Origin of the sequence: Paracandidimonas lactea (genome assembly GCF_021653995.1) — a bacterium.
Classification (GTDB): Bacteria; Pseudomonadota; Gammaproteobacteria; order Burkholderiales; family Burkholderiaceae_B; genus Allopusillimonas; species Allopusillimonas lactea.
Map to the genome: position 1 here is coordinate 255,957 of NZ_JAJJOZ010000005.1, position 20,170 is coordinate 276,126.

The 20,170-nt window shown below is 59.5% G+C and carries 17 protein-coding genes and 5 pseudogenes; 9 read left to right on the forward strand and 13 right to left on the reverse strand.

From position 1 onward, the window contains the following. Window positions 1-21: 21 nt before the first annotated feature. The 3 genes and pseudogenes from LOL23_RS11400 to LOL23_RS11410 all read left to right on the forward strand — a co-directional run. A pseudogene (locus LOL23_RS11400) lies at window positions 22-456 on the forward strand (transposase); the annotation flags it as partial. Window positions 457-594: 138 nt separating this feature from the next. Beyond that, complete coding sequence (locus LOL23_RS11405; RefSeq protein WP_160982621.1) at window positions 595-933, forward strand: GntR family transcriptional regulator; 339 nt, start codon at window positions 595-597, stop codon at window positions 931-933. Then, a complete protein-coding gene (locus tag LOL23_RS11410; RefSeq protein ID WP_160982622.1) occupies window positions 930-1,256 on the forward strand; it encodes an FCD domain-containing protein in 327 nt (108 codons plus the stop codon). Before LOL23_RS11405 ends, LOL23_RS11410 begins: the two co-directional genes overlap by 4 nt. A 76-nt stretch (window positions 1,257-1,332) precedes the next feature. Here LOL23_RS11410 and LOL23_RS11415 read toward each other — a convergent pair whose 3' ends face one another. Beyond that, window positions 1,333-1,968, reverse strand: a complete 636-nt coding sequence (locus LOL23_RS11415) for a response regulator (RefSeq protein WP_160982623.1) — start codon at window positions 1,966-1,968, stop codon at window positions 1,333-1,335. A 13-nt stretch (window positions 1,969-1,981) separates the two neighbouring features. Then, the gene (locus LOL23_RS11420) at window positions 1,982-2,974 is read right to left on the reverse strand and encodes a tripartite tricarboxylate transporter substrate binding protein (protein ID WP_237173603.1); all 993 of its coding nucleotides are present in this window, start codon (window positions 2,972-2,974) and stop codon (window positions 1,982-1,984) included. A 201-nt stretch (window positions 2,975-3,175) separates the two neighbouring features. Here LOL23_RS11420 and LOL23_RS11425 point away from each other — a divergent pair, with 201 nt between their 5' ends. Beyond that, window positions 3,176-4,321 (forward strand): PAS domain-containing sensor histidine kinase, encoded by a 1,146-nt coding sequence (locus LOL23_RS11425; RefSeq protein WP_237173604.1) that lies wholly within the window; start codon window positions 3,176-3,178, stop codon window positions 4,319-4,321. Here LOL23_RS11425 and LOL23_RS11430 read toward each other — a convergent pair. The 4 genes from LOL23_RS11430 to LOL23_RS11445 are packed head-to-tail and all read right to left on the reverse strand — an operon-like array spanning window position 4,308 to window position 9,682. Further along, a complete protein-coding gene (locus tag LOL23_RS11430; protein ID WP_160982626.1) occupies window positions 4,308-5,093 on the reverse strand; it encodes a crotonase/enoyl-CoA hydratase family protein in 786 nt (261 codons plus the stop codon). The two genes, LOL23_RS11425 and LOL23_RS11430, sit on opposite strands and share 14 nt — an antisense overlap. Window positions 5,094-5,145: 52 nt before the next feature. Next, window positions 5,146-5,943 (reverse strand): enoyl-CoA hydratase, encoded by a 798-nt coding sequence (locus tag LOL23_RS11435; protein WP_160982627.1) that lies wholly within the window; start codon window positions 5,941-5,943, stop codon window positions 5,146-5,148. Window positions 5,944-5,979: 36 nt separating this feature from the next. After that, entirely contained in the window at window positions 5,980-7,860 is a 1,881-nt protein-coding gene (locus tag LOL23_RS11440) for an acyl-CoA synthetase (RefSeq protein WP_160982629.1), read from the reverse strand. A gap of 28 nt (window positions 7,861-7,888) precedes the next feature. Then, on the reverse strand, window positions 7,889-9,682 hold the full coding sequence (locus LOL23_RS11445; RefSeq protein ID WP_160982631.1) for an acyl-CoA dehydrogenase family protein: 1,794 nt from the start codon (window positions 9,680-9,682) through the stop codon (window positions 7,889-7,891). A 130-nt stretch (window positions 9,683-9,812) separates the two neighbouring features. Between LOL23_RS11445 and istB the strand changes: the two are divergent. Continuing rightward, window positions 9,813-10,472: pseudogene (istB, locus tag LOL23_RS11450) on the forward strand (IS21-like element helper ATPase IstB); the annotation flags it as partial. Between the two features lie 103 nt (window positions 10,473-10,575). Here the strand turns inward: istB and LOL23_RS11455 are convergent. After that, window positions 10,576-11,598, reverse strand: a pseudogene (locus LOL23_RS11455) (IS256 family transposase); the annotation flags it as partial. Between the two features lie 11 nt (window positions 11,599-11,609). Further along, window positions 11,610-12,506, reverse strand: coding sequence for an HNH endonuclease (locus LOL23_RS11460; protein WP_237173619.1), 897 nt, complete (start codon window positions 12,504-12,506; stop codon window positions 11,610-11,612). A gap of 638 nt (window positions 12,507-13,144) precedes the next feature. Between LOL23_RS11460 and LOL23_RS11465 the strand changes: the two genes are divergently transcribed. Both LOL23_RS11465 and ssb read left to right on the forward strand, forming a co-directional pair. Then, the gene (locus LOL23_RS11465; protein ID WP_160982430.1) at window positions 13,145-13,954 is read left to right on the forward strand and encodes a DUF3560 domain-containing protein; all 810 of its coding nucleotides are present in this window, start codon (window positions 13,145-13,147) and stop codon (window positions 13,952-13,954) included. 66 nt (window positions 13,955-14,020) lie between these two features. Then, a complete protein-coding gene (ssb, locus tag LOL23_RS11470; RefSeq protein ID WP_237173605.1) occupies window positions 14,021-14,479 on the forward strand; it encodes a single-stranded DNA-binding protein in 459 nt (152 codons plus the stop codon). Window positions 14,480-14,595: 116 nt separating this feature from the next. On the opposite strand, the pseudogene LOL23_RS11475 reads toward ssb, so the two are convergent. Beyond that, window positions 14,596-15,009: pseudogene (locus LOL23_RS11475) on the reverse strand (SOS response-associated peptidase family protein); the annotation flags it as partial. Then, window positions 14,987-15,472, reverse strand: a pseudogene (locus tag LOL23_RS11480) (GntP family permease); the annotation flags it as partial. The pseudogenes LOL23_RS11480 and LOL23_RS11475, both read right to left, overlap by 23 nt. Before the next feature lie 397 nt (window positions 15,473-15,869). On the opposite strand from LOL23_RS11480, the gene LOL23_RS11485 reads away from it, so the two are divergent. Beyond that, window positions 15,870-16,793 carry a Bug family tripartite tricarboxylate transporter substrate binding protein gene (locus LOL23_RS11485; protein WP_160982424.1) on the forward strand — a complete coding sequence of 308 codons (924 nt, stop codon included), beginning with the start codon at window positions 15,870-15,872 and terminating at the stop codon, window positions 16,791-16,793. Between the two features lie 25 nt (window positions 16,794-16,818). After that, window positions 16,819-17,961: a CaiB/BaiF CoA transferase family protein gene (locus tag LOL23_RS11490; RefSeq protein ID WP_160982422.1), complete on the forward strand. Its 1,143-nt coding sequence runs from the start codon at window positions 16,819-16,821 to the stop codon at window positions 17,959-17,961. A gap of 60 nt (window positions 17,962-18,021) precedes the next feature. Here LOL23_RS11490 and LOL23_RS11495 read toward each other — a convergent pair whose 3' ends face one another. The 3 genes from LOL23_RS11495 to LOL23_RS11505 are packed head-to-tail and all read right to left on the reverse strand — an operon-like array spanning window position 18,022 to window position 20,147. Continuing rightward, complete coding sequence (locus LOL23_RS11495) at window positions 18,022-18,828, reverse strand: enoyl-CoA hydratase-related protein (protein WP_160982420.1); 807 nt, start codon at window positions 18,826-18,828, stop codon at window positions 18,022-18,024. After that, window positions 18,825-19,631, reverse strand: a complete 807-nt coding sequence (locus LOL23_RS11500; protein ID WP_237173607.1) for an enoyl-CoA hydratase/isomerase family protein — start codon at window positions 19,629-19,631, stop codon at window positions 18,825-18,827. Before LOL23_RS11500 ends, LOL23_RS11495 begins: the two co-directional genes overlap by 4 nt. Before the next feature lie 18 nt (window positions 19,632-19,649). Further along, a complete protein-coding gene (locus LOL23_RS11505) occupies window positions 19,650-20,147 on the reverse strand; it encodes an FAS1-like dehydratase domain-containing protein (RefSeq protein WP_237173608.1) in 498 nt (165 codons plus the stop codon). Window positions 20,148-20,170: the final 23 nt, after the last annotated feature.

Genomic DNA, 20,170 nt, shown 5'->3' on the forward strand with positions numbered 1-20,170 from the left:
TAGGGGTTAAAAACCATGGATATGCCAATGAAGAAGAAGCGTACTGTTGCCGCTCAGGCAGCTGCCCGTGGGCCGTTGCCTGATCTACCCACAGAGCTGCTCGATGAGCTGGTCAAGGGGCCGATGACGGCTTCGGAAGTCCAGGATCTCATGCTGGCGTTCAACAAGGCGATCATCGAACGGGCCATGGGTGCAGAGATGAACATGCACCTTGGCTACCGGCCCGGTGAAGCCAAGCCACCAGAACAGGCCAACGAGCGCAACGGTGCCAGCGGCAAAACGATCATTACGGATCGCGGCCCCGTGCGGGTGGATATTCCCCGAGACCGCGATGGCAGCTTTGAACCCGTTCTGATCCCGAAGCACGAGCGCCGATTTACCGGCTTTGATGAACGCATCATCGCTATGTATGCCCGGGGCATGAGCGTGCGCGAGATTCAGGGATTCCTGGCCGAGACCTCAATGAGAAAATTCTACTTCTGAATGCACCGCTTTTGCGGGGGGATTACCCTATTTGCCGCTTCAACGATTTGCCTGGCGTTCGCCTGGCCGGGTGGCGGCTGGTGCAGCACAAACCGTAAACTTACGATCGCTATGGCAGAACTACAAAGCACAGAAAATCACATTCAATCCCTCCCGGAGATGGTGTATCAACGGTTGCGTAGCGGTGTCCTGAAGGGCGAGTTCCCGCCCGGCCAGATCCTGCGCCAGGAAGAGCTTGCACAACGTTTCGGCTCCAGCAGGGTCCCTTTACGGGAAGCCATGACCAGGCTGGAAACGGAAGGCTTGCTTGAGTTGAGGCCGCGGCGAGGCTATGCGGTCATTTCCCTTGAGCCAGAGGAGATACAGGAAATCTTTGCCCTTCTCGCGATTGTCGAGGGACACGCGGGGGCGGCTGCCGCGCTCGCGCGGACAAAGACATCAAGGCGGTGAAAGCCTTGTTGCTCAAGATGGAGAAGGTAAGCATTTCAACTCCGGAAAAGGCCAATCAATGGCTGGAGCTGAATTCCGCATTCCACGAAAGAATTTTTTCTTGCGCGGGCTTGCGGCATGTGTCGCGTGTTGCCTTCATGCTGCGCGATATGGTCGAGCCCTACATCCGCATCGAGATAAGCCTGACCATGGATGTCGCCGAAGCGGAAGTGGAGCATTGCCAGATATTCGATGCCTTGGTGGATGGCGATTCGGAACGCCTTGGCGATCTCAGCAAAATCCATTGTGAATATACCGCTGCGCGACTGATCAAGATGTTGTAGCAGGGGGGTCGGACCCCAGGGTCTGATGTTTCGGGGTCAGACCTCGCATGGGGTCTGACCCCATCGCGGATGAACCTCAATCGATCAGCTTGTGCCTGAGCGCATACTGCACAAGCTCCGCGTTGTTGCCGAGGTTGAGCTTTTGCATGATGCGGCTGCGGTAGGTGCTTACAGTCTTGACGCTCAGGAACAGCTGCGTGCCGATGTCGGTAAGCCGTTGGCCTTTTACGATGAGCATCATGATCTCGAACTCGCGAGAAGACAGCTTGGCCTGGGGCGCCTCTTCGGCATCGTCGGATCGGCTGTGCCGAAGGACCCGATCGAGTATCTCGGCGGGAAAATACTTGCTGCCCGCTGCCACCCTGCGTATGCACGTAACCAATTCGTGGAAGTCCATGTCCTTGGCGATGTAGCCGCTGGCGCCCGCGTCGAGGGCGCGTAAAGCATAGGTTTCGGCCGGATACATGCTCAGGATGATGACGGGAAGGGCGGGCTTTTCAGCCTTGATGGAAGGAAGGATATCCAGCCCGCTCCTGCCTTTCATGTTGATGTCCAGCAGCACCACGTCGATAGGCGTGGTGCGCAGGCACAGCAGGGCCTCGCCCGCGTCAGCGGTTTCCGCGGCGACGCGCAGGTCGTTTTCCTCGTGAAGCAGGCGCTTCAAGCCATCGCGGAAAATAGTGTGATCGTCAACGAGGAGTATGCTTACCATGGTGTCCCAGAGGCTAACCCGCGCGCGGCACGTCGAGCGCTTTGAGAATACGGGCTTCACTATCGACGGATTCCGTTGCGAACTGGCGGAATTGTTCGCCGTTCATATACTGCGGAGTCATGTCGAACTTCTTCAGATTTTCGAGGAAAGCGGCTTGCTGCATGGCCTTTTGGAAGCCGTCGTGCAATGCTTGAACCACTTGCTGCGGTGTTCCTTTGGGGGCGGCGAGGCCCCACGGCGACGTTTGTACCATATCGATACCGACTTCGCGCAATGTCGGTACGCTGGGAAAACGCTCGACCCGCTTGTCCGACCAGATCACCAGCAAGCGCATCTTGCCCGACTCGACATACGGTACCCAGGATGAGGCATCCGCGACCGACATTATATGGCCTCCCAACAGCGCTGGAATGGCGTCCGCCACACCCTTGTAAGGCACATGCGTCAATTGAATGCCCAGCTGGCGGGAAATCTGCTCCATGGTCAGGTGTTGAGTCGTCAGGGTGCCTACTGTGCCGTAGGTGAGTTCGCCAGGATGCTTTTTCGCATACTCGACATACTGTTCGAAGGTTTGGATCGGGGACGATTCCGGAACGACCAAGCCCCAGGTGAACCCGGTAATCCGGATGACATATTCCAGATCCTTCACCGGATCCCAGTTGATCTTGGTCGTGTAGGGCAACCGGTATACACTCATTGGAATGATTCCGATCGTGTACCCATCGGGCCGAGCATTTTGCAATTGATGCCCGGGAAGAACGCCGCCGGCTCCGGGCTTGTTCTCGACAATGACGGGCTGACCGAAAATCTTGGATGCTTCCTCTGCCAGTGAACGGACCACCACATCAGTAACGCCGCCCGCGGTGAATCCGACCAGGATCCGGATGGGCTGTTGCGGAAAGGCCTCGGCGGCCAAGGCGTTGCTCAACATGCCGGGTATCGAGGAAGCGGCGAGAGCCGCGCCCAGGCTCAGGCTGCTCTTGCTAAGAAAATCGCGTCGGTTCAAGGTAGTCTCCTGCTTAAAGATGAAAGGCGGATCGCCGGTTCTTTTATTGCCAAGGGGTTATGGATTACTCTATGGCAGTGTAGACAAGGTCCCGCGCCGAACGCAGTCAGAAGGCGCTGAATGCGAAGTCAGTTTATTCCTACACCGATGCGTTCTTTTCGACATTCGGTGTTCACTCTTTCCATGCTTCCAGAAGGTCCCATGAGCCCGGTTGATCCTTCCAGTCCTGCCGAACTGGCGAATTATCGTTTTCTGTTCGAGGGCCTGATCGAGCAGTCGGTCGCGGGTATTTACCTGTTGCAGAACGACAAGCTCATCTACGTGAACGACGCATTTGCCAAAATGTGCGGCACTTCTCGCGAGAACCTCTCGGGAAAATCACTTGCGGCGGTTGCTCCCCCGGACCAGCGTGAAGAGCTGCTGCGTCAATACGCGCGTCGCCTGCGCGGCGAGTCGCCCGAAAACACCTTTATCGTCCGGATCAAACGCCCGGACGAGGAAACGCTGCGGGCGATCGAGATCCATGGGCGGCTCATTTCGTATCGCGGCGAGCCGGCGGTGATTGGTGTGGGAATAGACGCGACCTCGCGCTTGCTGCGGCACCAAGAGCTGGAGGACTCCAAGGCCAGGCTCAGCGAGTTGCTGACCTATATACAGCAGATTCGCGACGAGGAACGGCTCGATATCTCAATGGAGCTGCATGATGCGGTGGGCGGAATGCTGTCGGCATTGCGCTTCGACCTCATACGCATCAGCAAGAAAATCGGCAAGCTCACGCCCTTGCAGGAGAACCGCGATGCGCGAGTACAGTTGGGCGAGCTCGAGGATACCGCTGAACAGGCCATGCAGTTGGTTCAGGACACCATCAAGGTGGTGCGGCAGATTTCCGAAGATCTGCACCCGAGCGCGTTGCCGCATCTTGGCATAGCCGAAGCCATCAAAAACGATCTCAAGAAGTTCGAAGCCCGCTACGGTATCAAGAGCGAATTCCATTCTACCGAAGTGCCGCTCGGATTCCCCGATGAAACGGTTCGCGATCTTTACCGTATCTTCCAGGAAGGGCTCAACAATGTGGCCAAGCACGCCCAGGCGACGAAGGTGACCGTATCCATTACTCACGCCGATCAGCGCTTCGTTCTCGGTCTGGAGGACGATGGGGTCGGAATGGCGGGCCAGGAGCCGCAGCCGGGAAAATACGGCTTGTCCAGCATGCGTGAGCGCGTGCGCCGGTACGGCGGCACGCTGGATATTGCATCGGGCCCGCAAGGCGGCATCCGGCTGACGGTCGGGATTCCCCTCCTTGCCCAGAACCCAGGGGCACCGCCGGGGGCTGCTAGCGGCCGGTGAAGACGGCCGCGCGCCGTTCTACGAAGGACTGTATGCCCTCCTTGAAATCATCCGATGCGAACACTTTGGAGCGGATGTCGGGGATGCATTCGATGGCTGCCTGCTCGGCGGCGTCGATGAACTTCATGGCGGCTTGCTTGGTTGCGCGCAGGCCCAATGGCGCGCTCGTGCAGATTCTAGCTGCCAGGTCCTTTGCACGGTTGAGCTGCTCGCCGAAGGGAACGACCTCTTGGACGAAACCCAGTTCGCATGCGCGCTGGGCGTCGAACTCTTCGCACAGGAATAAATGGTACATCGCGTTGCCCCAGCCGGTACGCGTCAGATAGCGAAAGTGCGCGCCGCCCAACGGGGCGATTCCGCGCTTGGCTTCGAGTTGTCCGAAGCGGGCCGTGTCGGCCGCCACAACGATGTCGCAAGCGAGCATGATCTCGATGCCGACGGTGTAGGTAATACCCTGGACGACGGCGATCAAGGGCTTGGTGCAGCGGCGCTTCAGGCCGAAGGGGTCCACCCACTCGTCCGGCCGTGGCTTGGCGGTTGCGGCGGGCCCGAAGAACTTGGGCATGTCGAGGCCGGCGGTGGTGTGCTCGCCCGCCGAGCAGAGTATTCCGACCCATAAATCGTCGTTTTCTTCGAACGCGGTGAGGTGCTGCGCGAGCTGCTCCATCATTTCCGGGGAGTAGGCGTTCTTCTTTTTTATGTTGTCAACGGTGATGATGCAGACATGGCCGTCCACTTTCATCGTTACTTCACCTGTTTTTTCCGCTTGCATAGTCGCTCCTTGCCTTGTTGCCTATTGATTTCCATTCGATGGTGACCGGGTGTCACACCACTTTCTTTGCGCGCGCTATCGTGGAATCAAGCCCTTTCTTGAGATGCGACTGGAACTCTTCGGTGACGTGAGAAAGTTGATGCACATCGAAGTGAGCCGTGATCGCCGAGCGGAAGCCCTGCGCATCCCACGTCCGGTTCAGGGAGCGCTTGGTAAAGCGGATACCGTAGGGGGGCGCTTCCGCCACGGTATTGGCCAAAGCCAGTGTTGCCTCTTCGAGTTGCTCTACGGGCACCACCCTGTTGATCATGCCGATCTGCAAGGCTTCCTGAGCGGGAATGCGGGCGCCGGTGAATATCATTTCCTTCGCCTTGCGCATGCTCATTACCCAGGGATGTATCAACACTTCCAGACTTGCTGTTCCCATCGAGTGGGCGACGGGATCGGAGAAGAAGGCGTTATCGGCACAAACGATGAGATCGCACATGTTGGCGACCATGAAGCCGCCGGCAATGCACGCGCCTTGAACTTGTGCGATGGTGGGCTTTTTTAGATCATGGAGGCGCAGGCAGTATTCAAGAAAATGCTCTTCTTCGTATTCCCAGCGTTGTTCAACTGTGGGATTGGGGCGCTCGATCGTGGCGGACTTCAGGTCATGGCCCGCGGAGAAATGGTCTCCCGTGGCACCGATGATGACGACGCGCACTTCGTCGTCCGCTTCCGCCGCGCGCAGTGCGTGATCGAGTTCGCGCAGTAATGAACGGTCCTGTGCGTTTCGCACGGCGGGGCGGTTCAGCCGGATGCGGGCAACGGCGCCGATCCGTTCGCTAACTATATTCTGATAGTCCATGTTGATTCTCCAATAATCGATGTGATGCTGGTCAGATCACGTCCGTAAAATGTCGATTTCCAGCGACAAGCCGCTCAGGGCCCGGCGCGCGAGCGCTTCGTCGATGTCGCTGGATTCCAGATACACGCGAGCCTTGAGGCTCCCGGCAGGCCCATCCATGGCCTCGGCGCGGAAACCGCCCGCGATGCCCGCCTTGTTCAAAATGAGGCGTATGCCGTCTTCCAGCGCCGAGCGCCGCAGCGGCTGCCGCAAAATCTTTCCCATCGGTGATTTTGGGATCTCTTGCGCTATGCAACAGGACTTCGGAATGGCGGCGCGCTCGTGCACATGCGCGGCGACGAACTCCAGTATGTCTTGCGTGCTTGCGCTCGCGCCGCTCTTGAGCTGCACATAGGCGACGGGGACTTCGCCGGCATGGGCATCGGGCCGGCCCACCACCACGGCTTCCACGACATCGGGATGCCGATACAGTATTTCCTCGACCGCCTTCGGATCGATGTTGTGGCCGCCGCGTATGATCACGTCCTTGGCGCGGCCGACGATCCATACATAGCCGTCTTGATCGACGCGTGCGATATCGCCTGTATTGAGCCACGAGCCATGTTCCAGCCAGATGTCATCGTCCAGGACGGAGTCGGAGTAGCCGGCGAACATCGTAGGACCGTTGACCAAGAGGATGCCGGCCTCGCCAACGGGACAGTCTGCAAACGTGCCATCGGCGTCCCGGCGTACGATCCGCACTCGATGATAGGGAAAGGGCAGGCCGACGGATCCGGTCTTCACCTGGCCGTTGCGTGGATTCATCATGATGACGGACGTAGTTTCCGTCATGCCGTAGCCTTCCCTGACGTCAAACCCCGACATCTGCAGAAAGGTCTGAGCAACATGCTCGGACAAGGGGGCGGAGCCCGACAGCACACTCTTCAGGGACACGAGATCGTTGCGGTCCATGGGGCGCTGGACGAGCTGATTCATGATCGTGGGCACGATCGTCAGATAGGCAATGGAAAACCGCCGTACGACGGACCAGATGTGGTTGACGAGCTCCGGATGGCGCCAGCCGGCCGATGTTGCGAGCACGAGGCGCCCGCCGCGCGCGAGTGTGGCGAGACTGCCGGCATAGGCGCCCACCACATGAAACAGCGGCGTAGCCGAGAGACGGGCTTCTCCCGCCTGGATGCCCGCCACCGCCGCGCTCAGCCAGGCGCTCGTGACCACGCCGGCATGTGTATGGCGTGCCAGCTTTGGCAGGCCCGTCGTTCCTCCTGTGGGGAACAGCGCGGCAATGGCGTCGCCTTGGGGCAGTCCCGCGGGGTCCAGCTGCGATGAAAATGTATCGATGACCTGTTCATACTCGATGAACCGTACACCGTGTGGAGGCGTGCCGTTGGAGTCGCCGCCTATCCGTATGACGGTGCGAAGCTGGGGGCATGATGCGACGATGCCCTCGACTTTCTTCCAGCAGTCCACGAGCGCGTCCCCACCGTAGACGAAAAGCACCGTTGAACCGGACGCCTTCATTATTTCGGCGATTGCTTCCGGCTCCATCATCCAATTCACCGGGTTGGCGACGCATACCGCCTGTGTCCCCCAAAGGGCGAATTGCGCTTCGGGGGTGTTTGCCAACAACAGGGAAACCACGTCTTGAGAATCGATGCCCAGCGAACGCAAAAGGTTGCCCGTTTGGTTGATTCGGTCCAACAGCATGCGATAGCTGATCGAGCGCCTCGTTTGCTCGCATCGGGCCGGGTCGCTGAAGAAATCAATGGCGATGGCCTCGGGCTCGTGCCGGCAACTGGCATGCAGCAGGCCATAGGTCGATTTGGGCAGAGCCCATGCGTCCAGGGCCTGCTGCTCGAACAGTTCCAGTCGATTGGCGCTCGTCAGGTCGGCATCGAGCCAGTAGCTGGGTGGCATGGCGGATTTCACTTTGATTTGGCCGTGCTCAACGGCATTCGAGTGCGGAGGGTTCCATTATCGAGTCGGCGGACGCCGAGAGGCGCGCGATTCGCATTTCCACTTCGACGAAAAGATGCTCGAAATAGAATCGAGCGGCCGCAAGTTTCTCGCTGCGGAGCGCATCGTGCTCGGGCAGCTTGGTCAAGGCGGCATGTGCGGCCCGGCACCAGAAGTAACCGTAGACCAAGTGACCCACAATACGCAGGAAGTCGGTTGCGGATGATGAAAATTGCAGAGGATCGTGAGATGCGGAGTCCAGAAGCCCGGGCAGGAGCTCTTCTGTCCGGTTTGCCAGCGATGACAATGGTGTCAGGAACGCGGACATTCCGGGAACGCCCGTGCAGGCGGCGGCTTGCTGTCCGATCAGCGCGAGCAGGAGCTGCAGGCGCGCTCCGGCGTCAGGCAGGACCTTGCGGGCGAGCAAGTCGTGCGCCTGCACTCCGTTGGTCCCCTCGTAGATGGGCAGGATCCGGACATCGCGGAAGGTCTGCTCTATGCCCGTGTCGGTCACGTATCCACTGCCGCCGTGAACCTGCATTGCCAGGCTGACGGCTTCCACGGAATTGTCGGAGACAAAGGCCTTGGCCACGGGCGTCAACAGCGCAAGGAGATCCTGCGCCTGTTTCCGGACGCCGGGATCAGCGCCATGTTGGTCGAGGTCGATCTGGAGCGCAATCCAGTAAAGGAACATGCGCGCGCTTTCCGCCCAGACTTTCTGGGTAAGCAGCATACGGCGCACGTCGGGCTGGCACAGGATCGGATCTGGTCCGAACCCTGCGCTTCTGGGCTTGACGGGTGATCGCGATTGGAGGCGTTCCTGTGCATAGGCGAGCGATTTCTGATACCCCCATTCGTTCAGGCCAAGCGCTTGGGCACCGGTGCCAAGGCGTGCGGAATTCATCATCACGAACATCGCGGCCAGGCCTTTGTCGGCCTCGCCGAGCAAATAACCGCGCGCTCCTTCGAAGCGCAGGACACACGTGGCATTGCCGTGCAGGCCCAGCTTGTCCTCGATGGCATCGCAAAACACATTGTTGAACTGATCCGGGCGTCCTTCCGCGTCGGGCAGCAGCTTCGGGACAAGGAAAAGCGAAACGCCCTTGGTGCCGGCCGGTGCGCCCGGCAGGCGGGCCAGGACCAGATGCACGATATTCTCCGTCAGGTCGTGCTCTCCCGACGAAATGAAGATCTTTGTTCCGCTGATCATGTAACCGCCGTCGTCGGCGGGCGATGCCTGTGTGCGCAGCAGACCCAAGTCGGTGCCGGCGCCGGGCTCGGTGAGACACATCGTGCCTGTCCACGCTCCGGTCGCCAGTTTGGGGGCGTAGAGCTTGCGCAACTCAGGCGGTGCGTTGGCCACGATGCATCGATAGGCGCCTTCCGAAAGTCGCGGATACAGCGCCCACGAAATGTTGCTGCCGGCCAGCATTTCACCGAGAATCGCGGAGGTCACCATGGGCAAGGCCTGGCCGCCGTCTTCCTCTTTGGCGCAAAGACCCGGCCACCCGCTTTCTGTATAGATTTCGTATGCGTTCCGGAATCCGTCGGGCGTACGCACGTTGCCTTGTTCCAGCACGCAGCCTTGTTGGTCGCCGCGCGCGTTCAAGGGTGCAAGCTCACCGTGGCAGAACCGATCGGCCCCTTCGATGATCTGATCCAGTGTCTCGTTATCGATCGCTATCGCGGGCGCATGGCGGGCGAGCGTCTGCTCGACCTCGAGCACTTCGTTCAGCACGAATTTAATATCCTTTTGTGGAGCGGAATACAGACCGTCTTTCATTCGTCTACACCATCAAGCCTTGAGTGAACATGGCGCCAGTGTAGAGAGACGGCCTTTGTTTCTCTGTCAGAAGCCTGCTTGAGCTTGTGTAGGAATTATCTGATGCCGCAGGTCGGGGGTCAGACCCCTCATCTGCCTCGAAGACGAGATTGCCCGGCGCGAACAGAAGAAATACAGCACCCGGCTGCGCCGGGCGGCGTTCCGCACCACCAAGACGCTGGACGTCTTCGACTTTAACCCGTTGCCCAACGTGAACCGCGCGCTCGTGCACGAGTTGGCCACCGGCCGGTACATCACGGAATACGCGCCCGTGCTCATCGTCGGCCCCTGCGGCACCGGAAAAAGCCATCTTGCACAGGCCCTGGGCCACTGCGCCGTTCGCCAGGGCATTGACGTGCTCTTTACCACCTGCGCCAACCTGGTGACCAGCCTGAATGCGGCCCGGGCCGTTGGCGGGTATGAGCGGCGCCTGGCGACGCTGGCGCGTGTGCCGCTGCTGATCATCGATGACTTTGGCCTGAAACCGCTACGGCCGCCCGCCGATGAAGACCTGCACGAGCTGGTGGCCGAACGCTACGAGAAAGCGGCCACCGTCGTGACCAGCAACCTGGACTTGCCCGAATGGGATCAGGCCTTCCCGGCGAACCGCCTGTTGGCCTCGGCCACGCTCGATCGCCTGCGGCATAACGCCTACTGCCTGGTGCTCGATGGCAAGTCTTACCGCAGCCCCAGGCTCGGCCCGACCACCACCCTTGACAAGGAGGAGAAAAATGACGTAAAAAACACCTGATTCCACCCCAAATGACGTAAAAAACACCTGATTCCACCCCTTCAGTCATGCGTTCAGAACTGGCGTTTTAATGGCTCCTAAATGCCGAAAAATGCTGGCTCCTATACGGTGAAAGGTGACACCAGGCTCGTTGCCAGGCCTGAACGATGGTCGGGTACTTCGCGCCCAATTGCCCGTCGGCAAACGCCTGCAAAGCTATTTCGGCCTCTTGCTCGCTGGCGGCGGCATAGATGGGCCGTAGCGCCTGGGCAACCGCTTTGCGGTCGCGCCAGCCCGCGTAGTCCAAACTGTTTCGGATTAGGTGCACAATGCAGGTTTGCACGGCGGTTTTCGGATAGGCGGTATTGATCGCCTCTGCCAACCCCTTCAGGCCGTCCACGACGGCGATCAGGATGTCCTGAACCCCACGGGTCTTCAGCTCGTTGAAGACCTTGAGCCAGAACTTGGCACCTTCGGTCTGCTCAATCCACAGGCCCAATACATCAAGCTGACCGTCGGCCTGGATGCCAAGCGCCAGATAAACGGCTTTGTTGCTGACCATGCCATCGCTGCGGATCTTGACGCGCAGCGCATCGAAGAAAACGACTGGATACATCGCTTCCAGCGGACGGCTCTGCCAGGCAATAGCCTCGGCCATGACTTCGTCGGTCACCGAGCTGATGAAGTCCGGCGACACTTCGGTGCCGTAGCTCTCGGCCAGGAATCCCTGAATCTCGCGCACGCTCATGCCCCGGGCATACATGGCGATGATGCGTTCATCAAAGCCGGTAAATCGGCGCTCGTGCTTCGGGATCAGAGCGGGTTCAAAGCTGCCATCGCGGTCTCGGGGAATATCCACCCGCACGGGGCCGCGATCCGTAATGATCGTTTTGCCGCTGGCACCGTTGCGCTCGTTGGCCTGTTCTGGTGGCTTGGCTTCACCGGGCCGGTAGCCAAGGTGCATGTTCATCTCTGCACCCATGGCCCGTTCGATGATCGCCTTGTTGAACGCCAGCATGAGATCCTGGACTTCCGAAGCCGTCATCGGCCCCTTGACCAGCTCATCGAGCAGCTCTGTGGGTAGATCAGGCAACGGCCCACGGGCAGCTGCCTGAGCGGCAACAGTACGCTTCTTCTTCATTGGCATATCCATGGTTTTTAACCCCTATGATATGCCTCACCCACAAAATTACGGATAGGCTCCGCCAAGGCCTCTCTACTTGGCCTCAGAATGACGTTATCAGGTAGGCCCAGCGGCTTGCCATGCCATTGGCCGTATTCAGAGTGTCGAAGATTATGATGCACGGAAACCGTGTAATCATCAGCGTTAATCGTGATCCAGCCCAAATCGAATAAGGTATGTATATCGGCGCGCAACAGCAATCCGTTTGCGACGACGTTGGTCTCCGCGCCCTGATACGGATAGATATGCGCAGCCTCCAGCACGTCAATGACATTGCATCCGGTGACCGCACAGCGGCCACCGTACGCCGTCAATAACTGCTGCCGAAAAGCGGGCTGCCCTCGGCGACGTAGGATGTTTGCGGCGATGCGTTTTCGCCCGTCCTCGATGCTTTGCGGATCGAACATATCACTGTGCTGGGCCTCGTCCTCTGCCGCCGACATAAGGTCAGTGTGCTCACGTTTCAACACAAAGGACGCTGGATTCTTTCCTTCGTCGCTGACATAGGAAAACGGCCCTTCGTAACGGAACGCGGCACCAGGGTGCTCGTACTTAGCGTGACGGTAGAACAAGAGTAGTTCCAGCCCGCGGAGGTGGTGCTCACGGATCAAGTCATCTGTTCTACCGGAAGTCTGGCCTTGCCAATAAAGCGTGTCATGGTCCAGAACGTCCTCATACTGTGTTCGATCTGGAGTCTTTCGTTCCGTCACGAACAGCCAGACCGAATCATGTTCCTTCGGTCGGAACACGCCGGTATTAATCGTTGCGTCCGAAATATTAAACATCTCCCGCAGTTGCGCCCGACTATAGATGCCGCCGGGCGTTAGCATGTCAGACGTTTTGACTGGCCCCGATTGCACGTCCTGCAGCATGGTCACCCTTTATCTCTTTATTCGTTGGCCATATTGTAGGCAGCCAATCCTCATGGTGAAGATGTCGTTCTCGACGGTCTTTCCAGTGAAGTAATACAAATTTTCCAGGGCGTGTCCCTCCGCCTGACGGCTCCAGGCCGGGCTGTCGTGCTTCGCATCAAGCCGCCTGCGGCGTCTTGCCCCTTCGGGCTTCCATCCCTCACGTCTTCGCGCCTGCCGGCGCTGCGCGCTGCGCTTGCCCCGGGCCGCTGGCCCAAGTAAGAGCCGCGCCGGGCGCGGCTGTGGGCGCTCGCCGCGCGGCTGCCGTGCGGGGTCATCGCTCGGGCGGGCCGTTTTTCCGTCTTCCGTGAGTTCTGTCGCCAAAACCGCCGACTGTATCACTGCGCTTCTCCCTCCAAGGGATTCGCTTCGCCGGGTACTCACCCGGTCCCTCCGCTTCGCTTCGGGCTGCGGCTTCTGTTCCCGCCCCTTTCCGGTCGGCGCTACATGATCCAGATCGGCACGGCGACGGAACTCACGGAAGACGGCGGCAAGACCGGAGAGCCAGCGTAAACCCCATACGGCGGATTTACGTTCCGGCTCAAGAATCTTCGGATTCGGTCAGCTGAAAACCCGAAACCTCATTTGGAGATCAGATCATGAACACCTATGAAGCGAAGCAAGCAGCACGGAAAGCAGGGTATCAGGCCAAGGCCGCACAGGCCGAACGACAGGCAGACGCGGCACACGCCCAGGCGCACGACATGGCACAGGCCATTGTCTTTGGTCAACCAATTCTGGTGGGCCATCACTCCGAACGTGGCGACCGCCGCTATCGGGAGCGCATCCAGCAGGGCTATGAAAAATCCTTTGAGTTGCAGAAGAAGGCCGAACACTATGCAGACAAGGCCGCAGCAGTAGGCAAGGGCGGCATCTCCAGCGATGACCCGCAGGCCATCGAAAAGCTGAAAACCAGGCTGGCATCGTTGCAGGCATGGCAGGACGCTATGAAGAAATTGAATGGGGTTCTTCGCCGCCATGCCAAGGCCGAGCCGGAAACCTGCATCAGCGCCCTCGTAGCCAGCGGTCTGGTGGACGATACTCGCGCCCGCGAACTGGTCAAGCCCGATTTTATGGGTCGTATCGGTTTTGCACCGTACCAACTGCAGAACAACAACGCCAATATTCGCCGCATTGCCCAACGCATCAAAGACCTGGAGAAAGTGGCTGACCGGCCCGAGTTTGAACGCAGCGGCCCCGGCTACACCTACCGCGAGGATCCGCAGGAAAACCGCGCCATGTTCTTGTTTGACGGCAAACCCGCCAAGGAAACGCGCGACTTGCTCAAGCGCTACGGATTCCGCTGGAGTCCCACACGCAGCGCCTGGGTGCGGCAACTGACCGGCAACGCCCAATGGGCCGCCATGGATTTCATGCGCGCCCTGGAACTCGCCCAGCGACAGCAATAAGCCTTTCCTGTCTGGGCGGAGGGTCGCCCAGACATTCCCCCCGACTGACACAAAGGAGAAGTCACCATGGCATCGTTGAACCGCGCCACTCTGATCGGCAACCTTGGCAAAGACCCCGAAGTCCGCTACACCGCAGAAGGTGCAGCCGTCTGCTCAGCGTCGATTGCTACGACTCACCAATGGAAGGACAAGGCCACAGGCGAGCGCCGCGAAGAAACCGAATGGCACCGCGTCGTTTTCTATGGCCGACTGGCTGAAATTGCCGGTGAATATCTGCGCAAAGGCCGCACGGTATTCGTGGAAGGCCGCCTGAAAACCCGCAAGTGGCATGACGCAGACACGGGCACGGACCGCTACACCATGGAAATCATTGCAGACCAAATGCAGATGTTGGGCGGCAGGGAAACGGCCCAGGCTCACACCGCCCAGCCTGGGCCGGCAGCCCGCCCGAAAGGCCGCAGCAGCAAGGCGAAGGCACCCACTGCAACGCCTGACGAAATCGATACATCAGATATTCCATTCTAATCGACAGCCCACCACAGGCCGGGTAACACCGGCCTGGCGAAAACCGCGACTGGCCCGGCTTTGCCGGGCTTTGTTGCGTGTGTCGCCGGAATCCTCGCGCTGACCGACACAGATCATTAAATCAGGCTGGACTGTCGCGGCGGTTCCAGCGGGATGGCATCGAATGCCGCAGCGGGCGGCAGAGTAAACAGCGCCTGCGCGTCGTCCTGGCTGCCGTTCAGCCATTGATCGACATCGGCCAGCTCAATCGGAATCACCGAGCGCTTATCTTGCGCGTCGACAGGCCTGGAAGGATCAGGCTTGTGCATCCTGTTCATCAGGGGGTGAGCGTCCGCGTTCAGTGTGAGCATGGTATAGCTTTCCACCACTTCGCCGGTTTCCCGGCTGACCCAGGTATTCCACAAACCGGCCAGCCCCCAGGGCGCACCATCGGCGCGCCGGAACCGCCACCATACATTGCTGCCGCTTTCCCAACAGGGTTCATCGAAGGATTCCGCCGGAATGATGCAATACGAGCGGCAGCAGCGCCAATGGCAGCGGCATGACGGACAAGGCTCCTTCCTGGCCCGCGTCGGCCGCGGAGGCGTCGCTGTCGTCTTCGTGCGTGCCGTAGCCTTCGCCGACGGCATGGGCGTGCGCAGCTCTGCCGCGCAGCCACCACAGCCCCCCAAGAAACATGATGGCGCCCGCAATCAGTCCCAGTCCTGGGGCCGCGAAGACATTGGTGCCATAGTAGGGAATCGGAATCGCATTCTGTATGGCAGGTGTGCCGGGCAGCGCGGTCATGGTGAAGGTGAACGAGCCGAGGGCGATCGTTGCGGGGATCAGCCGTTTCGGAATGTCCGCGCTGCGGAAGAGATCCTTGGCGATCGGATAGATGGCAAATGCCACGACGAAGAGCGACACGCCTCCGTAGGTCAAGATGCCGCAAGCCAGCACGACGGTGACAATAGCGTGCCGGTCGCCGAGCTTTTCGACGATCCAGCGGGAAATCGTATGGGAATTCCTTTGACGAATAGAAAGCCGTCAGTTTATCAGGCGGTGGGGTCAGACCCCGTACGGGGTCTGACCCTCCTTTCGTCCGGGGTCCGACCCTGCAGGGGCGGGCCTCCAGGAAATTGGCATTTCGACATCAGATCAAAACGAAATTAACAATAAAATTACAGAAATAGTTGGTGTGTTATTAATATTACGCAAGTAAATAGCTGTTAATCCTATTAAAACTCAATAAATTAAATTGAAATAACTATTGACTTAATGAACTACTCTGTCTATTCTTCGCTGTATCAACATAATTCATACAGGAGAAGACATGACGATCGGCAGGTTGCTTCGTAAAGCGCAAAGGTTGATAACGGCAGTTTCAGCTGCGGCCCTTGGCATATCCTGCTTGCCCCAGGTTGCCGCCGCGTCGGCTGCCTATCCAGACAAGCCCATACGCCTCATCGTGCCCTATGCCACGGGCGGCGCTACCGACGTCACGGCACGCGTGCTTGCTAACGAAATGTCGGCCAGGCTGGGCCAGCAGGTCGTGGTCGAGAACAAGCCCGGCGTGGCGGGCGCCATTGGCGCCGCATATGTGGCCAGCCAGCCCGCGGATGGGTATACCCTGCTGTTCGGAGGCGCCGGCAACGTGACACTGCGCCCCTTGATGGATCCCAATCTTTCCTACAAGCCCGAGCGCGATCTGGCGACGGTCAATCATGTCGTGACTTATGACCATCTGCTGGTCGTGCGTTCCGACCTGGGAGTCAACTCGGTCGCCGAGTTGGTGCAAATGGCGAAGGCGAATCCGGGCAAAATGAGCTTCGGCTCCTCCGGCAGCGGCGGGCCTCAGCATTTGGCCATGGAGCTCTTCAAGCAAATGGCGGGAGTGGACATCCTGCATATTCCATACAAAGGGGAGGCTCCTGCCGCGACAGACCTGGCGGGCGGGCGGATAGACATGAGCATCAGCTCGGCCACTGCAGTCGCCTCTCATATTGCCGCTGGACGAATCAAGGCGCTGGCAACGACCAACCAATATCGTTCGCCCGCATTTCCGGATCTTCCCACCGTATCGGAAGCAGGCGTCAAGGGATACGAAGTCGACATCTATGGCGGCGTGATGGCCCCCGCGGGCACGCCACCCGCGATTATCGACAAGCTAAACAAAGCCATTGTTGAAATTGTCACTTCGCCCGAAATCCAGCAGAAGTTTCACGATGCCAAGCTGATCCCCGTAGGACGAGGCCCAGCGGAGTTCGCCGACTTTCTCGCCAAGGAACGGGAAAAGTGGGGGCCGGTCATAAAAAGCTCCGGTGCGCAACTGTAGCGCCAAGTCTTTAGCAGGTAGAGCGATGGAAACGCAGGGTGCTTCGGCATGCGGACCCTTGACGGGAATTCGGGTGGTGGACATGACCACCGTGGGAATGGGACCCTACGCCACCCAGATTCTCGGCGACATGGGCGCAGAGGTCATCAAGATAGAGTCGCCGGGGGGTGATGTCCTGCGTTATACGGAACCGGTGCGCAATGCGGGAATGAGCGCCTGCTTTCTCAACCTGAATCGAAACAAGAGCTTCCTGGTTCTGGATATCAGGCGCGACGAAGATCTGGTTCGCCTTAAGTCCCTTATCGCTGACGCCGACGTATTTGTGTCCAACGTCCGGCCGGCATCGTTGCGTCGGCACGGGCTGGATTACGAGTCCTTGCGACCCGGCAACCCTCGGCTCATCTATTGCGGCGCATATGGCTATTCCGAATCGGGACCCTATGCAGGCTTGCCCGCGTTCGACGACATCATACAAGCCAAGAGCGGCATGGCACATTTCCAGGGAGCGAACGACGATCAAGGCCCCCGGTACGTCAATACGATCCTGGTCGATAAAGTCGTGGGCCTGACGGCGGCATATGCGATTCCGATGGCTTTGTACGAAAGAGAGCGTTCCGGGCTTGGCCAGGCCATCGAGGTTCCGATGTTCGAGACCATGGTTTCCTTTCTTGCGGTCGAGCATCTGGCGGGCAAGACGTTCGTATCGGGCGACGGCTCGTCCGGATACCCTCGGGTCATGTCCCCGCACCGGAAGCCTTATGCGACGAAGGACGGGCATATCGCCCTGATGCCATATACCACCGAGCAGTGGATGCGTTTCTTCATCGTCGCGGGGCGGCGGGACTTGGCGCAAGAGTCCAAGTACGTGGATGCCGCCGCACGGAACGCGAATATCGACGAGCTTTATGCCGTGGTGGCCGGCATCCTCGAGGGCAAATCAACGGCCGATTGGCTCGGCTTGCTGGCCGAGGCCGATATCCCGCATAGCGTGGTGCAGGCGTTCGATGCGCTGCTGGACGATCCCCACATACAGGCTACGGGCACATTATTCGAATACGATCATCCAACGCAAGGCCGCTTGCGCGCCGCAGGCATCCCCACGCGGTTTTCCCGGACTCCGGGCGGAATCCGGTCATGGGCGAGCGAATTGCCCAAGCATGAGGGTTGAGTGTAGGGGTCAGACCCCGTACGGGGTCTGACCCCCGGCAATCCGGCCCCGGCCGGCGCATCAGGTCGATTTGTTCTGAAGTCGTTGGATCAAGCGGTTGACGGCTGCAATGTGTTCTTCCGAGGTGTGGGCGATGGCCTGCAGCGCGGCAGCCATGTCCAGGTGATCGGGAAGGCTGGTGTGTTCCGCGCTGCGCAGCAGGCGCTTGGCCATGCGTATGGTGTTCCTTGGGTGGCGGGCGATTCTGTCCGCGAGCGCCAGCGCGCTTTCCAGCAGTTGTCCGGGTTCTGCAAGCTGTGTCACCAGCCCGCATCGCAACGCTTCGACGGCGTCGATGGGACTGGCGGTGAAGGTCATGGCCATTGCGGTGGATCGTCCGACCAGACGTGGAAGAATCCATGAGCCGCCGTCTCCGGATATGATGCCGAGTTCCGCAAAGCTGACACAGAAGGTCGCATCGGGGGACGCAATGCGGATGTCGCACATGCAGGCGAGATCGCATCCGGCGCCGTAGGCAGGCCCGTTGACTGCCGCGATGGTGGGGATATCGACGTCGTTCAGCGCAAGAGGCACCTGATGGATGGTTTCCTTGTAGCGCATGCGGATGTCTTGGGGTGTTCCCGCCGAGAACCCTTCCCGGTTCGCCATCTTGTGCAAATCGCCGCCCGCGCAAAATGCCTTCCCTTTCCCGGTGATGATCAAGGCGCGCGCGGTAGGATCAAGATTGGCTTGCCGGATCTTGTCGGCAAGCTCGAGGAATTGGCCTTCGGTCGACAGCCGGTTCAGTTCTTCCGGCCTGTTCAGCCAAAGGATGATCGTGTCCCCGCGCCTCTCGGTTTGCACCAGGCCGCCCGCATCTTTCGTCATGTGCCGCTCCATCGGGGGGCGCGCTTTTCCGCAAAGGCGCGCGGGCCTTCGATCGCATCCTGGCTGTGATAGACGCGTTCGTGTATGCGTTTGGCCGCCTCGAAGCCTTCTTTGCAGCCCAGGTCCATGGCGGCGCCTATGCTTTGCTTTGCAGCCCATACGGTCAGCGGGGCATTGTCGCGTATGCTTTTGGCGAGCTTTCGGGCGCGCTCGCGTACGGCGTCGGGCGTGGCTTCAACATGGTTGATGAAGCCAAACTCATGGAATCTTTCGATGGGCTGCAGCTCGGCGGACATCATGAGCTCCATCAAGAACGGTTGGGGGAGCATCCACAGCATGGGCACGGCCCAGGGCGCGCCCCTGCCCACCTTTGCTTCGGATATGCCGCCCAGCGTGCCCGCGGTGCCGATGCGCAAGTCGCAGTTGGCCGCCAGCACCATGCCGCCCGCCGTGAAATGCCCGGTCATGGCTGCAATGATCGGTTTTTCGACGGCGCGCATGCGCTGATGGAAAGGATCGCGGAACAGGTCCAGGATATCTACATTGGATTCGGCCTTGACTCTCGACGCTTCCTTGAGGTCCATGCCGGCGCAAAACGTGCCGCAATCCGAAGAGGTCAGGATCGCCACCCGTATGCTGGGATCTGAATCGACCTGTTCCCAGAGATCGAGCAGGCGGTTGCCGACTTCTATGGACAGCGCATTGCGCTGTTTGGGACGGTTGATGGTAATGGTCGCAATGCCGTCGTCGGCATCGAAAAGTACCGCATCGGTCTGGACCATGGATTTTGCTCCGATTGACATCTTTCTTCCGGCGAGGCTTTACTGTTGCGGACGGCTCTTGACCATGCGCAGCGGGTTGTAGCTTGCTACGATTTCGCCCCGCTGGTTGACGACCTTGTTGGCAGTGCGCATGAGGCCCCGGCCGGCTTTGCTGGTTGCGCGCGCTTCCACGACCTCGCATTCCACGTGGATGGTGTCGCCTGCCGTGGTGGGGCGATGAATCTTTAGGTCGGCCTCGAGGAAAGCCATGCCCGTGCGTTGCATGGTGCTTTGCATCAGCAGGCCTTCCGCGATGCAAAACACGAGCGAACCGGGGGCGGGGCGAGAGCCGATCACCGACACCTCGGAAATGTATTCCACGTTCGTGAACATTTCTTCGACCATCCCGGTTGCACCCACGAACATGGTGATGTCGGCCTCTGTTATGGTGCGTCCCAGTGTGCGGAAACGATAGCCGACTTCGACGTCGTCCCAGTAAAGGCCGATGCCGTAGATGTCCAGGCCGTTCTTGTCTTTTGAGATGGGCAGGTATTTCATGTAGATGTCTCTTTCTGTTGATG